10 protein-coding genes are annotated in these 16,330 nt (G+C 60.9%); 7 read left to right on the top strand and 3 right to left on the bottom strand.

All coding sequences use genetic code 11. The features are described 5' to 3' along the window. Window positions 1-64: 64 nt before the first annotated feature. Window positions 65-448 carry a tautomerase family protein gene (locus ACP92_RS09040; protein WP_013233821.1) on the bottom strand — a complete coding sequence of 128 codons (384 nt, stop codon included), beginning with the start codon at window positions 446-448 and terminating at the stop codon, window positions 65-67. 157 nt (window positions 449-605) lie between these two features. Here ACP92_RS09040 and ACP92_RS09045 point away from each other — a divergent pair, with 157 nt between their 5' ends. Beyond that, on the top strand, window positions 606-1,451 hold the full coding sequence (locus tag ACP92_RS09045; protein WP_013233822.1) for a LysR family transcriptional regulator: 846 nt from the start codon (window positions 606-608) through the stop codon (window positions 1,449-1,451). A 20-nt stretch (window positions 1,452-1,471) separates the two neighbouring features. Here ACP92_RS09045 and ACP92_RS09050 read toward each other — a convergent pair whose 3' ends face one another. Further along, entirely contained in the window at window positions 1,472-1,993 is a 522-nt protein-coding gene (locus ACP92_RS09050; RefSeq protein ID WP_013233823.1) for a hypothetical protein, read from the bottom strand. A gap of 5 nt (window positions 1,994-1,998) precedes the next feature. Beyond that, window positions 1,999-2,586 (bottom strand): hypothetical protein, encoded by a 588-nt coding sequence (locus ACP92_RS09055; RefSeq protein WP_081441896.1) that lies wholly within the window; start codon window positions 2,584-2,586, stop codon window positions 1,999-2,001. Window positions 2,587-3,539: 953 nt separating this feature from the next. Between ACP92_RS09055 and ACP92_RS09060 the strand changes: the two genes are divergently transcribed. The 6 genes from ACP92_RS09060 (at window position 3,540) to ACP92_RS09085 (ending at window position 16,330) form a co-directional block, all read left to right on the top strand. Further along, window positions 3,540-3,992 carry an Hsp20 family protein gene (locus ACP92_RS09060; RefSeq protein WP_013233827.1) on the top strand — a complete coding sequence of 151 codons (453 nt, stop codon included), beginning with the start codon at window positions 3,540-3,542 and terminating at the stop codon, window positions 3,990-3,992. Window positions 3,993-4,239: 247 nt separating this feature from the next. Continuing rightward, window positions 4,240-4,608, top strand: a complete 369-nt coding sequence (locus tag ACP92_RS09065; protein WP_013233828.1) for an Hpt domain-containing protein — start codon at window positions 4,240-4,242, stop codon at window positions 4,606-4,608. Window positions 4,609-5,195: 587 nt separating this feature from the next. Beyond that, a complete protein-coding gene (locus ACP92_RS09070; RefSeq protein ID WP_048348525.1) occupies window positions 5,196-13,907 on the top strand; it encodes a hypothetical protein in 8,712 nt (2,903 codons plus the stop codon). Between the two features lie 4 nt (window positions 13,908-13,911). Then, on the top strand, window positions 13,912-14,397 hold the full coding sequence (locus tag ACP92_RS09075) for a toxin-activating lysine-acyltransferase (protein WP_041310506.1): 486 nt from the start codon (window positions 13,912-13,914) through the stop codon (window positions 14,395-14,397). A 1-nt stretch (window position 14,398) separates the two neighbouring features. Then, window positions 14,399-14,680 (top strand): phosphopantetheine-binding protein, encoded by a 282-nt coding sequence (locus tag ACP92_RS09080; protein ID WP_041310508.1) that lies wholly within the window; start codon window positions 14,399-14,401, stop codon window positions 14,678-14,680. A 174-nt stretch (window positions 14,681-14,854) separates the two neighbouring features. Beyond that, the gene (locus ACP92_RS09085; protein WP_013233832.1) at window positions 14,855-16,330 is read left to right on the top strand and encodes an efflux transporter outer membrane subunit; all 1,476 of its coding nucleotides are present in this window, start codon (window positions 14,855-14,857) and stop codon (window positions 16,328-16,330) included.

Raw genomic sequence — 16,330 nt, forward strand, 5'->3', positions numbered from 1 at the left:
AATGGAATGAGCGACATCCTAGCAGGTGGTGGCAAGGCATGCAGGAGGCCGCCACCGGGCCGGCTCACATCACGTATTGCGCCAGTCCTTGTCCGAAGGACCAGTTACCCTTGTCGCCCTCGACCAGGCTGATCATGACGTCATCGGGCGCGATGCCAGGGTCCTGCTGCAGGCGCTCCACGATGCGCGCATAGAGGGCATTCTTCTGCGCCTGCGTGCGGGTATTGCTGACCGTCAGCTGGATCAGCACGAAGTCGTCCGTGCGCGCCATGCCCATGTAGCTGCGGCTGAAGATGAGCTCTTCCGGATCATGCTCGGTGATGACCATGAAGCGGTCATCCTCGGGCACGTTGAAACGCTCGCGCAGGGCCTGGTAGACGTTCTCGGCGATGGCGTTGCGGTAGGCGCGGGACTTGCCGCGCAACAGGGAAATGCGGACCAGGGGCATGTTGTTCTCCTTGTGAGGTGGAAGTGGAAAGGGGCAGGGCGCTAAGCCCATGCCCTGCATGCTATGCTGGCGCAATGATTTGAAAAACCACTGATTCATGATTTCAATGATTTGAATTCATCATCATTGGATAGCCCTCCCCAAGGGAGCCCAAGCCATGGAAAAACCTCTGGACCTGGACGCCGTCCAGGCCTTCGTCCTGGCGGCCGATCTGCACAGTTTCACGCGCGCGGCCGAAGCGCTCGAGAGCACGCAGTCGGCCGTCAGCCTCAAGCTCAAGAAGCTGGAGCAGCGCCTGGGCCGCCGCCTGCTGGAGCGCACGCCACGCCAGGTGCGGCTGTCGGCCGAGGGCCAGCAGTTCCTGCCGGCGGCGCGGGAATTGCTGGCCGCGCATGAGCGCGCGCTCGAGCAACTCGATCAGGGACCGGTCCGATTTTCGGTGGGCATCAGCGATCACGTCGCCGGCGCCAGCCTGCCGCGTGCACTGGCGCAGGTGCATGCGCTTGATCCCGGTGTGGTGGTGGAAGTGCGGGTCGCTTCCTCGCATGACCTCATGCCACTCTACGAGCGCGGTGAGCTCGATGCCGTGATCGTGCGCCGCGAGCCGCAGGATCGGGGCGGCAAGCTGGTCATGGAAGAACGCATCGGCTGGTTCGCCCATCCCGATGCCCAATGCTGGGCTGGCGGGGCCTTGCGCGTGGCGACGTTTTCCCAGGCCTGCCGCATCCGTGAGCTGTCACTGCGCCGCCTGGACGCGGCGGGCATTGCCTGGGTGGAAGTGTTCGTGGGCGGCGGCATCCTGGCCGTGGGCGCGGCCGTGAGCGCGGGACTGGCGGTGTCGGCGCTGCTGTACCGCAGCGCCCCGCCCGGCGCCGTGGACGTAGGAGAACGCCTGGGCCTGCCGCGCCTGCCGCTGGCGCAGGTGAGGCTGCATTCACGGCTCAAGGAAGCGCGCTTGCAGGGGGCGTTGCGGGGCTTGGTGGCGGCGTTGAAGGCAGCGTGAGTCACAACAGGCCGCCTCCGTTACAGGGGGCGCTTGTCGGAGGGGGATGCGCTATCGCAAGTCGGAGTGATGTCGTAGCCGAGGTAGAAATACAGGTTGCGCAGCTTGTGCGGCCCATCATACAGATCGAGGTTGATCCCTTCGGAACCTGTGCAAGTCGTGATCTTGTAGCGCCTGCGCTGGGCAAGCACCGAGAAGGCATTCGCTGTTTGCGTTACCTGTTGGGCGTTGATGATCGCTATGCCTTGTTCCGTTTTTGCATGAGGCAGGATGCGTTTGCTGATGCGGTAATGCCTCACTCTCTGCTCCGCCATCACGAAATCGACTTCTGCGGCTTGCGTGAAATCGTAAGGTTTCAGCGTGTGGCAAGCTGATTGGCCATCAGAGGGGTCGGTGCAGAACATCACCGTGTGAATCGTGTTCAACGGGGCCGTCGTGTACAGGCTCAGACCATTTCTTTCTTGCCGGTAGAAGCCGATATCGATTTGCGCTTGCGCGAGAGGAGCGAGGGGCGCCAAGCAGATGAGCAGTGCTAGTTTCATCGTTTTCAGGTTCCGTTATCGGACCAGTGGGGCGGATCGGAAATCAGCTTATGGCAACCGTAGGATGCGCCAATCCGATAGAGAACTGCATTGTCGGTGACTTCAACGGCCGCTGCAGATGCGTCAAGCATCGTCTTTCCAATGATCCCCGTGATCGTCATGTCGATGGCCGCACGCTCCGTATGTCGAGAAATCAAGGCGGGCGGATGAACGATGGTGTAGCTTCTGGCCATTTGCGCCGCTGCGTTTTTGGAGCTGCGATCGTCCCCATGATCCCACTCTATTTCCACTCCATTCATTGTTGGAACCCTATCGGGTGAAATCAGACCCTTCGCTACCTTGACGCAATAATGCATCAGGTAGGCGCGTTCACGTGGTCGATACGTTGCAGAAATTCGCACGTTCGCTCCCGCGGTTGTCAACGCCGAGATGAAGCTTTCAATTGCTTGACGAAAGCTACTGTTCAGATCGCTTATACGATTGCTCCCGGGAAATCGTGTCACCCATTGCGGGCCACTCAATTCCGGCAGCGTATTAACAACGACAGGCGTCTGATTCGACGCAGGCGTTAGTAGGGTGTGGGTTGTCGTCATAAAAAGGGACCTCAATCTTGACTTTTTGCGCAGTGTCGGATGACACGGTTTCGGTCAGGCCGTGTTCATCTGTCAGACCAATGCAGGTTTTTCCGTCCGCCAGCGTAATGCGGTACTTGACGTTTGCCATGGGCTTGCCGCTTCGAGCATGTCGAACCGCAAAGCGCTGATCGTAGAGAGGGGCGGGGGAAAGGTAATTTCGCTGAGTGTCTTGACGGGACGTGGGTGCGTGGCGATGCTCGTCCTCGAATCCCATCCGGACATCGCTATGCAAGGCTTTTAACTTGGGCGGTTTCGGGCATTTGCAAAGGCATAGGTCGCCATCGAGATTGACTTACCGTCCATCGGGGCCTCTATGGGGACGAAATGGTTGAATGCATTGGGTGATTCCCCAGCTCTTGCACGAATTGCAGTAGACAGGGTCACCTTCGAAGCAAGCCAACTTGCCGCTATATCGAACAAGGGGGCTTTGTGCGCGTGGCTGAACTAGGCCGCCGCCAGGAGTAACCGTGTCTCCTTCTCGGATGAAGGCGCGCCAGAACATGCTTAGGATCCTGATGCCGGCGTACCATCCAATGGCGCCGTTCGGGTTGCGATGGACAGCTGCGGTTCAAGTTGGCGTGCGACTTCTGCTGGCAGCATGCCTCCCGAAAACAGCTTTCGTTCTGATAATGTCGTGTAGCTCATCTGTTAGTCTCCTTGGGACATTTCATGAAGATGAAAGAGCAGCAAGCATGCCAAACAACTTGGCTGATAAAACGTTGTCCGCCCGAATAGGCGGAGAAGCCCAAAGATGCTCTGACTTTTCCTAGGAGAAAATCGAGATGGAAAAGCTTGTAATTTTTTCGAAAAAATCTCTTGAAAACCCAAAAACGCATCCCTAGATCGGTACCAGCAGATGCTTGATGTTGAGGTCTGCGACGAAAACATCGCTTAACTGAAAGGATATTTTTATGCGTACTTTTGATCTCTCCCCCCTGTACCGTACTGCGATCGGCTTCGATCGCCTGGCCCAGATGTTCGACAACGCCCAGCGTGCTGATCAGCCCAGCTACCCGCCGTACAACATCGAACTGGTGGCCGAGGACAAATACCGGATCACCATGGCCGTCGCCGGTTTCGCCCGCAGCGAGATCGACATCGAGACCGAGAATGAAACCCTGAAGATCACGGGCCGCAAGCAGAAGGAAGACAAGCAGGTCAACTTCCTGCATCGCGGCATCGCTGCCCGCGATTTCGAACAGCGCTTCCAGCTGGCCAACCATATCAAGGTGGTCGGCGCCAACCTGGAAAACGGCCTGCTCAACATCGAGCTGGTCCGTGAGATTCCGGAAGCGCTCAAGCCGCGCAAGATCGAGATCGGCAGCCAGGACGACAACGTCCAGCGCCTCGAACGCGCCGCCTGATCGTCACCGTCCTGTCCGGCAGGAACAAGCAGCCAACCGCCCGTCTCACCGGGCGGTTTTTTGCATGGACGGCGGCAGTATTGATTGACGGCGCTTACGTGCTTGGTTACGTTATGGTTCTACTTTGTGTTTCGGCTCACGAACCGGGGCAAGTTGATCAGACCGCCTCGGAAGCTGCTCAAGAAAAGTTGGCATAATTGCAATATTCTGCGTATATTGTGATTGTGTCTGCCAAAGGGAGAAAAGCGTGAACGACCACCACTATCAGCACATCAATCCTGAACCCTTGCTAGAGGCCATGGGCGGCGATGCCACTGCCTGCCGCCATATGTTTGGCACCTTCGCCAAGAGCGCACCGGCCAACTTCGCAAGGCTGGAAGCGGCCATCCTGGCCGACGATGCAGCCCAGGTCAAACGTGAAGCCCATAGCCTCAAGAGCATGACCGCCCTGGTCGGCGCGGGTGTGTTGACCGAACTGCTCAAGAGCATCGAAGTGCAGTCGCGCGCCGAGCCGGCGCAAAGCGCCCAGCCGCGTCTGGCCGAGTTGCAGTCGCTGTTTGCGGCGACGGCGGCGGAAGTCCAGCATTACGTGGATCAGGTGGGCGTGGCACATTGAAGATCATTTGAGGCTCACTCATCCTCCCTCGCTGTCCCCGCGTTCGCGAAAACTGATTGACTCGAAAAATTTCGAGATTCATCTCGGAATGTCAGCTTCCCTCCCTTAAGTGTGAAAGAAGAAGTACACGCTGCCTTGTCCGAGTGAATTTTTGCTCGTATGCCTGTCCTTTGGGGTAATTGTCCCTTCATTCGTCAAAACCAATACTCCTCCCCACAAACAAGCCAGAACAATAATTCACGATGGGGGGGATACAGCGATGGCCGCCACTGCTTCCAGTGCGACGACCTCAGTCACGGCGCTCGCCGTGCGTCGTATCCGTCTGGGCATCCTGCCCGCTTTTGATCGTCTCGATATCCCCCTCTGTGTGGAGCGCGGTCCTGGCCGCAGTCCGGCTTGCTTGTCGGGAGGCGGCCAGCGGCGCTGGTCTCTCCTGAGTACGTTCATCCACTAAAACAAGCAATTGCGCCTGCGCCGCAGACTGATCGTGTCCTGATCGATCTGCGGCGAGGGGGTGCAGACGGAGCGGTCGGCGTAAAGCGAATTACGTAACCACAAAAGCTCCGTCAATCACAGGGAGAAAAAACATGGGAAGTCGCCACGAATTCAGCGAAGATGTCGCCAATTTCCACTGGGGCACGGGTACCTGGACTGACCTCTTCTACCACGGTCATGGCACTATTTCGGTCGGCGCCAGCGCCTACCAATCCGAAGCCGTCAAGCTATGGTCCGATTACCGGGTCAGGTACATCGAGATGGGCTTCAGGGCCTGGGGCGTCTTCCTTTCGGGCTGCGCCGATTCGTCTTCCATCGATGTGTACGGTCTCGCATGGGTGGACCTGACTGTCACTGGCGGCAATCAGCACATTGACGCGGCTAGCCCGGGTACGGTCACAATACGTACAGCCGAGGGCGACGACACCATCGGCATTCATATGGGCGGGCGTCATACCGACTTAAAGGTCGGTGACGGCAGGGACGTCGTTCACCTCTCCTCTGGTTGGGACACCGACCTCACCAAAGGGGACGGCTACCTGTGGCTGGACGGATCACACGAGCGCGCGGGATGGACCGCCGTCAACGCTGGCTTGCTGCACCAGGGCGGCCATTTCGAGTCGCGCAGCACCGGCAATACCATCCTGGTGAAACGCGCTGACGGCGCGGTCTTCGTTGACATCTATGGCGTGGGAAGCAACTACTACGCGGTCGATGCGGGTACTGGCAATCACACCATACGGGTCGCCAGTCCGGGCACCAACAAAGTCTTCACTGCCGACGGTGATGATGACGTTACCGTGGTCATGGGCGGCCGCTTCAGTGCCGTCGGCACCGGCAATGGCCAGGACAAGGTCAAATTTGTGAATGGCTGGGATGCCGTCGTCAACAAGGAACGGGGTAGTCTGCAATATTCACAGATGTGTGACCTGGCTGGAAAACTGGAAGTCAACTCACACACGGCGAAGGTCTACGGCGATAGCACGTCCTATGGCTTTAGCTTGAGCATCGATAATCAGGACGATAGCGAGCCTTGGAAAGCAGGACGCTGGAAGGCCTATGCCGTGGGCTATGCCGACCTGACTGTCAATAGCCGCGCCTCGACCTGGTATGGCGATGTGTACGGCGGCTCCAATGCCAAGGCCGACCTGGCCGGCCAGAACTCGCTGCGCATCCATGCGCTCATCGGCACCACCATCAACGACAACGGCGGCAACAACTACCTGACCACTGGCGTACAGTACGGCGCCATCACCGTCTGGACCCTGGTGCAGCGCAATGCCTACGGCGCCACCACGATGGACCTGCTGGGCCAGAAGCTGGACGTGCACAACAACACCGGCGCGGGCAACCAGTTCCTGTTCAACAATGGCGGCGCGGTCACCAACCTCAGCTTCGGCCGCAGCGGCAATGGCGTCATCGATGGACAATACGGCAGCTCCTGGCTGCCATCCAATATCTCCATGGGCGAGAACTACAACTACGTCCTCAACGCCCGCGACAACGGCAGCAGCTACAACTTTGGTGGGGACGGCAACTTCGTACTCGACCTGGTCAACCAGGGCCGGTACCGGTTCTACGCCGGCAATAACAATGCAGCCTTGCTGACCCACGGCAACCTCAACGCCCTGGGCACCCGGGAGACAGTGGTGCACACCATGGCCTCGATGACCAAAGGCGCGGTGGCCTCGCTGGGGTACGGCTCGACGCTGGTGATCCACGTGCCGTTCGCGCTGCCGCACGACGCCCAGCTCTTGCTCTACAAGGACCAGGACATGGGCCGGCCCATGCTGGACCTCTACCTGGTCTATCAGGATGACAAGCACAAGACCGTGAGCCATCGCATCCAGACCTCGATCTTCAACGCTGCACTGCCCGAGACGGTGCAGATCGATCTGGGCGGGCAGGGCAACCTGATGCTCACCAACCTGGACAGCAATGTGGTGCGCCCCTTGCTGGGTACCGGCGCCAAGGCGGTCTTCAAGTTCATCACCAACCAGCACGGCAGCGGCACTGACGCCTTCGTCGCCGACGGCGAGCAGGCCTCGCTGCCATCGAGCCTGGTCCAGATGATGGGCGCCAAGAGCCTGCTGACGCTGCCGGGCCTGACCAACAACGGCGGGATCTCCAATGGCAACTTCAATCGCGGCCTGGTCGATTTCACCAGTGATTATCGCTTGAGCGACAATCCCACCGACTTCAATAGCGTGGGCTCAGCGACCTTGACCACGCTGGCCCCGGACTGGGGCTTCGCCACCCGCAACGGCCCCAATGGCGCCGGCAGCAAGTTCCTGCTGGTCGATGGTGCAAGCGACGCCAGCAAGGCCTTCTGGCGCAGCGATGTCGCCGGCCTGGTCGCCGGCGACACCTACACGCTCAACTTCAGCATGATCAATGGCAACGGGGCCGCGCCTGCGCGGGTGCAGCTCTACGTCAACGGCGTGGCGACTCAGGCTTTCGTCACCTCCAAGGGTAGCGAGGGTTGGGTCAATCGCAGCATTGCCTTCAAGGTGCCGCAGGGTAGCAACCCGGTCCGTCTCGAGCTCAAGGACCTGGAGACGGCCACCGGTTCCAATGACTTCGGCTTTGCCAATGTGGCGCTTACGCATCTCGATCATGCCGCGTTCTCCCCTAGCAAACACAATCTCGGTCTGGCCGATTTCTCCAGCGGTTACAGCCTTAGCAACGATCTGGCCACCTTCGGTGGCGGGGGGACGGCGATCGTGACCACGCTGGCCCCGGAATGGGGCTTCATTACCCGCAACGGCCCTGATGGCGCCGGCAGCAAGTTCATGGTGGTCGATGGTGCGACCGACGCTAGCAAGGCCTTCTGGCGCAGCGATGTCTCCGGCCTGGTGGCTGGAGAGAAGTGCACGCTCGATTTCAGCATCATCAATAGCGGCGACCCTGCTCCCGCACGCTTGCAGCTTTACGTCAATGGTGTGGCTACTGGGTCTTTTGTCACATCCTCGCGCAGCGAAGGTTGGGCCAATCGCAGTATTTCCTTCGTGGCGCCGCAGGGTAGCGGCCCGGTTCGCCTTGAGCTCAAGGACCTTGAGACGGTCGCTGCTTACAATGACTTCGGCTTTGCCAATGTGACGCTGACGTCGGCTACCAGCGTTTGGACAGATGCTGCGGTGACGGCGCCCACCATCACCGCGCCGATCGTGGTCAACGATTTCTCCACCGATTACCGCCTGACCAGCGATCCGACCAAATTCGACGGCGCCGGGTCGGTGACCCAGACCACGCTGGCGCCGGACTGGGGCTTTGCAACGCGTACCGGTCCTACTGGTCCGGGCAGCAAGTTCTTGCTGGTCGATGGGGACTCCCTCGCTAGCAAGGTCTTCTGGCGCAGCGATGTGAGCGGCCTGACGGCCGGCGACAACTACACCATCCACCTCAGCCTGCTCAATGGCAAAGGCAGCGCTCCGGCGCGCTTGCAGCTCTACGTCAATGGCGTGGCCCAGAGCGATGTCGTGAGCTCCAAGGGCAGTGAAGCCTGGGCTGATCGCAGCATTTCCTTCCAGGTCCCATGGGATAGCACCAAGGTCCGCCTGGAATTCAAGGACCTGGAGACGGCCAGCGACTCCAATGATTTTGGCTTTGGCAACGTCTATCTGACCCACGATGCGGCTTCTGCCTCCCGGTCCACACGCACGGTCACCGATTTCTCCACGGATTACCAGCGCGCTTCCGATGCCTCTCCGATTTCTGGGGCGGGCCAGATCTACGAAACCCGCAACATGCCTTCCTACTGGAAGATGACCAGCAGCGTCGGTCCTACCGGCCCCGGTAGCAAGTTCATTCAGGTCGATGGCGCCAGCGACCCCAGCAAGGCCTTCTGGCGTCACTATTTCGACGATCTGGCGCCCAACCAGCTCCACACCGTGCAGTTCAGCGTCATCAACGGCGGCAACGGTACCCTGGCGCGGGTGCAGTTGTATGTCAACGGCGTAGCCATGGGCGATCCGCTCGCGCCTGAGGCCAGCCAGGGCTGGGTCACTGGCAGCCTGACTTTCCGTACGCCGGCCAGCGGCCCGGTGCGCCTGGAATTCAAGGACCTGGAGACGGCGGGCGGGGCCAACGATTTCTGCTTCGGCAATGTGACCCTACAGAGCAATCCGGCTGTCTCGTCTGATGCCGCCAGCGCCGCACCCACGGCGCCGGTGCTGGCGTCTGCGCCAGCTTTCACCCGCAATGTCAGCGACTTTTCCACGGATTATCAGCGCGCCTCTGCTTCCTCTTCGATCACGCGGGTAGGCGAGGTCTACGAGATCACCAACATGCCCTCCTACTGGAAGATGGCCAGCCAGGAGGGGCCCGCCGGACCCGGCAGCAAGTTCCTCCAGATCGATGGCGGCGGTGACGCCAGCAAGGCCTTCTGGCGCCATTCCTTCAACGACCTGTCCCCGCATGAGATGCACACCGTGCAGTTCAGCGTGATCAATGGCGGCGATGGCGCGCTGGCGCGGGTTACGCTGTACGTCAATGGCGTGGCCACTGGCGATCCGGTCAGTCCTCAGGCCAGCCAGGGCTGGGTTACCGGCAGCGTGTCGTTCCGTACACCCGACAGTGGCCCGGTGACCTTGGAGTTCAAGGATCTGGAGACGGCCAGCGCAGCCAATGATTTCTGCTTCGGCAATGTGGTGCTCTCGCACGGTGTCACCTCCATCGAAGGCGCGCTGCCATTGAGGGAAACCCCTACCGTCCAGGGTGTCGCCCAGGACTGGGTGCGTGATGTGCGGGTCCTGTATGCACAGACGCTCGGTGAAGTCGGCGAGCTGCGCACCCTGACGACCTACCAGAATTACCTGTTGGCTAACAATGTCTACGGCGTGACCCTGCTCAAGGATATCGATCCCGCCGCCATCGCCAGCCTGGCCCCGGAATTCTTCCGCCATGTGTCGATGGCCTTGCTGGCCGAGTGGGGCAAGACGGGCCGCCTGGCCAGCCTGACGCCAGCGCAGATCAACGCCTTGCCGGTCAATACCGCACTGGAAATGCTGTACCGGGGCAATGACCAGCAACTGGCGCATGACGTGGCTGATGCTTTCTATGAACGCATCGCCCACCGCATCGATACCTTGCTGCAGAGTGTCAGCTTGTCAGCGACGACCATAGCGACGACCATAGCGACGACGGACCCCAAGGTGCTTGTTCAACTGGACGATAATCCGATCAAGCTCACCACGCTGATCGTGTGGCGCGACCAGGCTCGCGATTACGTGAACGCGGGCGTTGTAGCGCTCCGACGGGTTGTTGATCAGTACGATGCAGACATCGCCAGCCGCATTAAGGCCTTGCAGCAGAAACTCAACCCGCCGTCTGACTCGCCACTGACCGCGGAGATGCTTACCACCCAGGTGATCGCCCATCTGGACGAAGCCACCGTGCGCAGCCTCAGCAAGCTGTCTGTGTACAGTACGCTTTCCACGGACCAGCGCAATGCCATCACGGAGGCCGCGGCCCGCTTCGACAGCGCGCGCAAGGACAACGACCATCTGGCCGGCATATTCTCGCTGGCCAATGGCATGCCCGGCCTGAGCACGGATGTGCTGGCGCAGATCAGCCCGGACATCAGCGATGTGGACCTCAAGAACATCCTCGACCTGAAGGTGCCGGCGTGGAAGATGTGGCAGTTCGCTTATCCCTACAACACGCTTTCGGGCTCCCGTGGTTTCTTCGCCCAGTGGATTGCCGACATGAAAGCCCAGCTGCCGACCGGCAACTGGGAAGCCGGTATGACCCAGATTCGGGATGCCCTCGGTCATTTGAACCCCGGTTCGACCCAGCAGCAAAAGTTGCTGCAGTCCTTTGAGGACCTCAATACGGCCCATGAGACCCTGAAGAACCAGCTCCAGAAGACCGAGAGCGCCACTTCGCTCTACCAGGCCGTGCGTTTCTATGCCTCGGTGTTCCGTCTGGTCGGTGCTGCCGGTACCTTGGGCAGGGACATCGAACAGGCGAGCGACCAGGACGCCCTGGCGCAGACGGCAGTCAAGCTGACCTCCAACATCCTGTCCAGCCTGCAGGTGCCGGTCTCGTTCCTTGCACAGTCCATCGTCAACAAGAAGGTGGATGGGCGGTTCAATCAAGTCAGCTCGTGGGAGGAGTTCGCGCAGTTCTGGAAAGAGAAGGGGCTCACCGGCTCGCTGGCGGACATGTTCAAGCTGCGCGGCGAGATGAAGAATCCGTTCGGCACCCGTTCCATCGTCAACGACTATACCAAGGCGCTCCAGGCAGCCCAGGCCGAACCTGCACTGCTGGCCGAACAGCTTGGCGGAGCTCACGCGCTCTCTGCAGAGGCTCCATCGTTGCAGGCAGTGCTGGACGGCATGCTCAGCGACAGTACCCCCAAGCCGCCCAAGGTCGGCAGCACGACTCCCGAAGCCTTCCGGATCTGCATCTCCTCGGTGGTATGCCTGACGGCCGACCTGGCAAGTCTTGCGGCCTCGCTCTTTGCGGCGGTCTCGGCGGGCAAGGCGCTGACATCGGGCGCGGAACTGACAGTCCAGGAGCAGACCGCCAAATCGCTCACGGTCATCCAGCAGATTGTCAGTACCGTGTCGGGCTTCAGCTACCTGGCCGCTGATACGGTCGGCTGGTGGAACTCCATGGCGGGGATCGGCAAGCTTTCCCCGCTGGGCAACTTGGCCAAACTCGAGACCTTAGGCGTACAGATTGGCGCTGCGCTGGGGGTCGTTTCGTCCGGCATCGACATCATTGTGCAGGGCCTGGCCATTACTGCCCAGAATGTCCTGTCTCCGGTGCTGGCGATGATGCAGGACGCTCTCTTCATCACCATCAATATGATCGCACTGTCCAATCCGGAATTGGCGCCGATCCTATTGGCGATCGAAGCGATCTTGCCCAATTTCCAGGCTGCGGTCGCGGCCAGCGTCATGCATGACAGGATCCATCTGATCGATGACATCGCCCCTATGCTCGGCGGTGGTGAAATTCGCCTGCGTGACACGGCTCTGAATGAGGGTTACCTGGCTTCGTGCTCACCGTTCAAGGCACTACTCTTGATGCAGACTGCGCAGTATAAGCAGATGTTCGGGGCGTCCCTGCCGTTTGGGTTCATGTATGGCCCCATGGATGAGAAGTTGGCTACGACGATGTTGAACAACCAGCTTCAGTACGAACCTGATTTCAGCGATGCGCCCGGTAACTTCCTCAATGCCCAGTCCAATTTTGCCAAGGTGGTGGCAGCCGAGAGCATGATCTTCAATTTCCTGACTTCCGATGTACCTTACACGAGCGGCGGCAGCGGCTTGATCGATTGGGGCAAGTATAACGAGCAGAATGGAGGCAAGCAGTCCGTGGCCAACAAGATCGCGCTGCTGAGCAAGCTCTACCAGCAACAGTTCCACTACATGTTCAACGTCCTCTCGGGCAAGAGCATCACGATGCCCAATGGTGATCCGATCAGCGGCAAGAGCCATGCCATGCTCACCGATATCGGCATCTACACTGGCCTGACCAAGATCGCCGCACCTACGCACATGTACCACCAGTCCTGGATCATCGGTCAGGATGGTCCGGTGGACCTGTTCATGGCGGCCGCGCGCATGGCGGACATCGACAAGAACCTCAATCCCGATGTCATCAACGCCGTCAGTCTGGGGCTGGGTGGCGAAAGCGTGCATCTCAGCACTGCCGAGGGCAAGCGGGTCAATCTGTACTTCATCAGCGATGCCGGCAATGCCAAGGGCCTGGATGGGCATCTCTACCTGGAGAAGGGCAACTTCCTGATCAAGGTCACCAGCGTCGATGCGCAAAAGCACATGGTGCTGCATGCCGGCGAGGGCGCCAGCACCCTGGATGGGGCGCGCGAAATGGTAGGCAGCGACCTGTCGCCGACCATCTTCCTGGCCTCGGCCCAGACCAAGCTCATCACCGGCAGCGCCAAGCAAGCCGATACCCTGGGCTTTACCAACAGCCTGAACCTGACCAAGGTCAACCTCAAGGAAGGAGAAGTGTCCTATGACTACCTGGATGACAAGGACAGCAAGCATGGCAGCCTGCGCTACACCGACATCCAGAACTTCGCCGTCGCGAACCAGACTGATCGCATCGACTTCTCGCTGTACGGCGATCATCCGGCCTCCCTGCTGGTGACCAACACGTCCAAGGAGATCTCGATCAACAGCGGCAAGCAGCCGATCGTGATCCTGGCCGACCTGGCCGACAACAGCCGGGTCGATTTCTACACCCCCTCGGGTGAGTTCGCGGTCAACACCACCGGCAACAAGGTGGTGGTGCACCAGGCTGCGGCAAGCGGCAGCAGCGACTTCTACACCTTGTCGGCGCGTGCGGGCAACGAACTGGACGCCTATGACGCCGTGGCCGCCACGCGCTTCCAGATGCGTTCGGAAGGCAGCGCGCCGCGACCGGCTACTACCGAGTGGAAGGGCCTGGGTTCATGGCAGTCGGAGAACGATTTCTCCTTTGGTCTGAGCGACCTGCTGGGTGGCGCCAAGCACGCCCAGCTCTTCGTCAGCGGTGGCAAGGGGGGAGAGGACACCGTCATCGACCGCATCGACCTGAGCAATATCGCCGGCAGCCTCATGAAGATCTCGTCAGTGAATGCCGCCGATATCGGCTTCACGGTCAAGAACGACGGTGTGGGCAGCTACACCGTGGGCGACCACAAGGTCTCCACCAATGCCTCGTCGCTGATGGTCTCGGTGGCGGGCAAGGACGTGATGGAAGTGCGTTCGCTGCGTGACTTCACGGCGGCCAAGGTGGACTTCTATCTCGACAACGCATTGCTTTCCCATCAGGTGATCGGATAAGAACATGGTCAATCACGTCGATCTACAGCGCATCCTCGGTGGCGCCACCCTGCTGGCCGGGCGGTCTGCCCTGCATGGGCGCTATCCGGTGGGCTTCATGCTCTCACGCTGGCGCGAAGCGCTGGCCAACAACAACTTCAACTACCTGGAGGCCTTCCACAAGGAGACCGGGCAAGTCCGGCCCCTGCAGTTCGTGGCCTGGAAGTTCGTCAGCGAAAGCTGGGTCGAGCAACTGCGCGCCTCCCAGACCCGGCTGGACTACTCGGGGCAGGAAATCGAGGACGGGCCTTACCTGTTCGTCATCGACCTGCTCTCGGCCGACATCGATCCGGTCTTCACCTTGCGCAACCTGGTGCACCAGGTATTGCAGCAGCGTGAGGTCAAGGGCGTGGCCTTCATCCGCTACCGCAATGAAGAACCCTCCGTGTGCGTCATCGAAGTGCCCAAGGTGTTGCGCAACACCGATCATCAATCCCAGAAGGAGACATGAAATGGAATGGATCAACATCATCAATGAGGTCGTTCCCTACACCATGGGCGGGGCCCGCTACGGGGTCAAGCTCACCGGGGAAGAGGATAGCTTCTATGACGCTGGCCTGGACAGCCTGGATGTGGCGGCCCTGAGCGTGTACCTGTGCGAAGTGCTGGCCGTGCCGCCCTCGGTGCAACGAGACGGTGATCTGGGCAATATCGCCGACATGATCGCCTTCCTCGACCAGCATGCGGTCAGGCGCAACCTCACCGTGCCACAGATCAGGGCCTTGCTGGACTGATCGCCACCGCGCCGGGGCCAGCTACAGTGGCCCCGGCGCGGCGTGGATGGCCTGGTCGTCAATAACCAACCCATCAGTCAGTAACCTGACGCACATCAAGGGCCGCATCGGCGCGGATCTTCATAATGTGGACACAAAAGACGAACTTCGTCGCCACATTATCTGCCCACGCCGATGACCACCACGCGCCCGCTGCTGACGAGAACACGCCTGCTGCTGGCGGTCTTGCCCTTGTGCCTGACCGCTTGCCAGAGCCTGGCGCCGCATTACCAACGTCCCGCTGCACCGGTGGCGGCCGTCTATCCGGACGGGCCAGTCAATGAGGCGGCCCATCAAGTGGCCAATGAGGCGGCCAGCCCGCCGCTGCCATGGCGCGACTATTTCACCGATCCCCCTCTGCAAGCCCTCATCACCCAGGCGCTGGAAAACAGCCGCGACCTGCGCACAGCCGCCTTGCGGGTGCAGGAGGCGCAGGCCTTGTATGGCATCGGGCATGCCGACCTGTTTCCGACCATCGGCGCACAGGCCGGGCTGGATCGCTCGCGCACGCCCGCTGACCTCAACCTGACCCGTCGCCCTCTGGTGGGTAGCGCCTACCAGGCCGGGCTGGGCTTGAGCAGTTGGGAGATCGACCTGTGGGGCCGCCTGCGCAGTCTGGATGACGCCGCCCTCGAAAGCGCCCGCGCCAGTCAGGCCACGCGCAGCGCCGTGGCCCTGAGCCTGATGGCGCAAGTGGCCGATGCCTGGCTGGAACTGGCCGAACTGGATGAGCGCCTGGAGATCGCCAACCAGACCATCGCCAGCCGGCAAGAGAGTTTCCGCATCTTTTCCCGCCGGGTGGAAGTCGGGGCGACCTCGCGCCTGAACCTGACCCAGATCGAAACCTTGCTCACCCAGGCCCAGGCCCTGGGGGCGCAACTGCAGCAACAGCGCGCCCAGCGCCTCAATGCACTGACCCTGCTGGTGGGCAGCCCCGTGGTGCTGCCGGTCGGCCAGGCGCGCGCCGGGCTGGACGCCGTGTTTGCGCCGCTGCAACCGGGCTTGCCAGCGCTGTTGCTCACGCGCCGGCCCGACGTGGCTGCCGCCGAGCATCGCCTCATGGCGGCCAATGCCAATATCGGCGCGGCGCGCGCGGCCTTCTTCCCCAGTATTTCCTTGACCGGCAATGTCGGCACGGCCAGCGCTGAACTGAGCGGCCTGTTCCGCGACGGCAGCCATGCCTGGACCTTCTCGCCCAGCATCACGCTGCCCATCTTCACCGCAGGCCGCCTGCGCAACAACCTGGCGTTGAGCGAGGTACGCCGCGACCTGGCTGTGGCCGCTTACGAAAAGACCGTACAGACGGCCTTTCGCGAGGTTGCCGATGCCTTGGCGGCGCGCCAGTGGCTCACGCAGCAACTGGAGATCGCCCAGTCCGCCGTGCGCGTACAGCGCGAGCGGGCCAGGCTGTCAGCGCTGCGCTATGACAATGGCGCTGCGCCATTCCTCGACGTGCTCGACGCCCAGCGTGATCTCTTGAGCGCCCAGCAGCAACTGGTGCAGATCCGGCGCGCGCTGCTGTCTTCCTCGGTGGCGCTGTATGCGGCGCTGGGCGGGGAGGGCGTTGCCGCGGTCCCATCGCCACCTTCTCCCTCTCGTTCCGGGTCATGA

The organism is Herbaspirillum seropedicae (assembly GCF_001040945.1).
In the GTDB taxonomy this organism is placed as follows: Bacteria; Pseudomonadota; Gammaproteobacteria; order Burkholderiales; family Burkholderiaceae_D; genus Herbaspirillum; species Herbaspirillum seropedicae.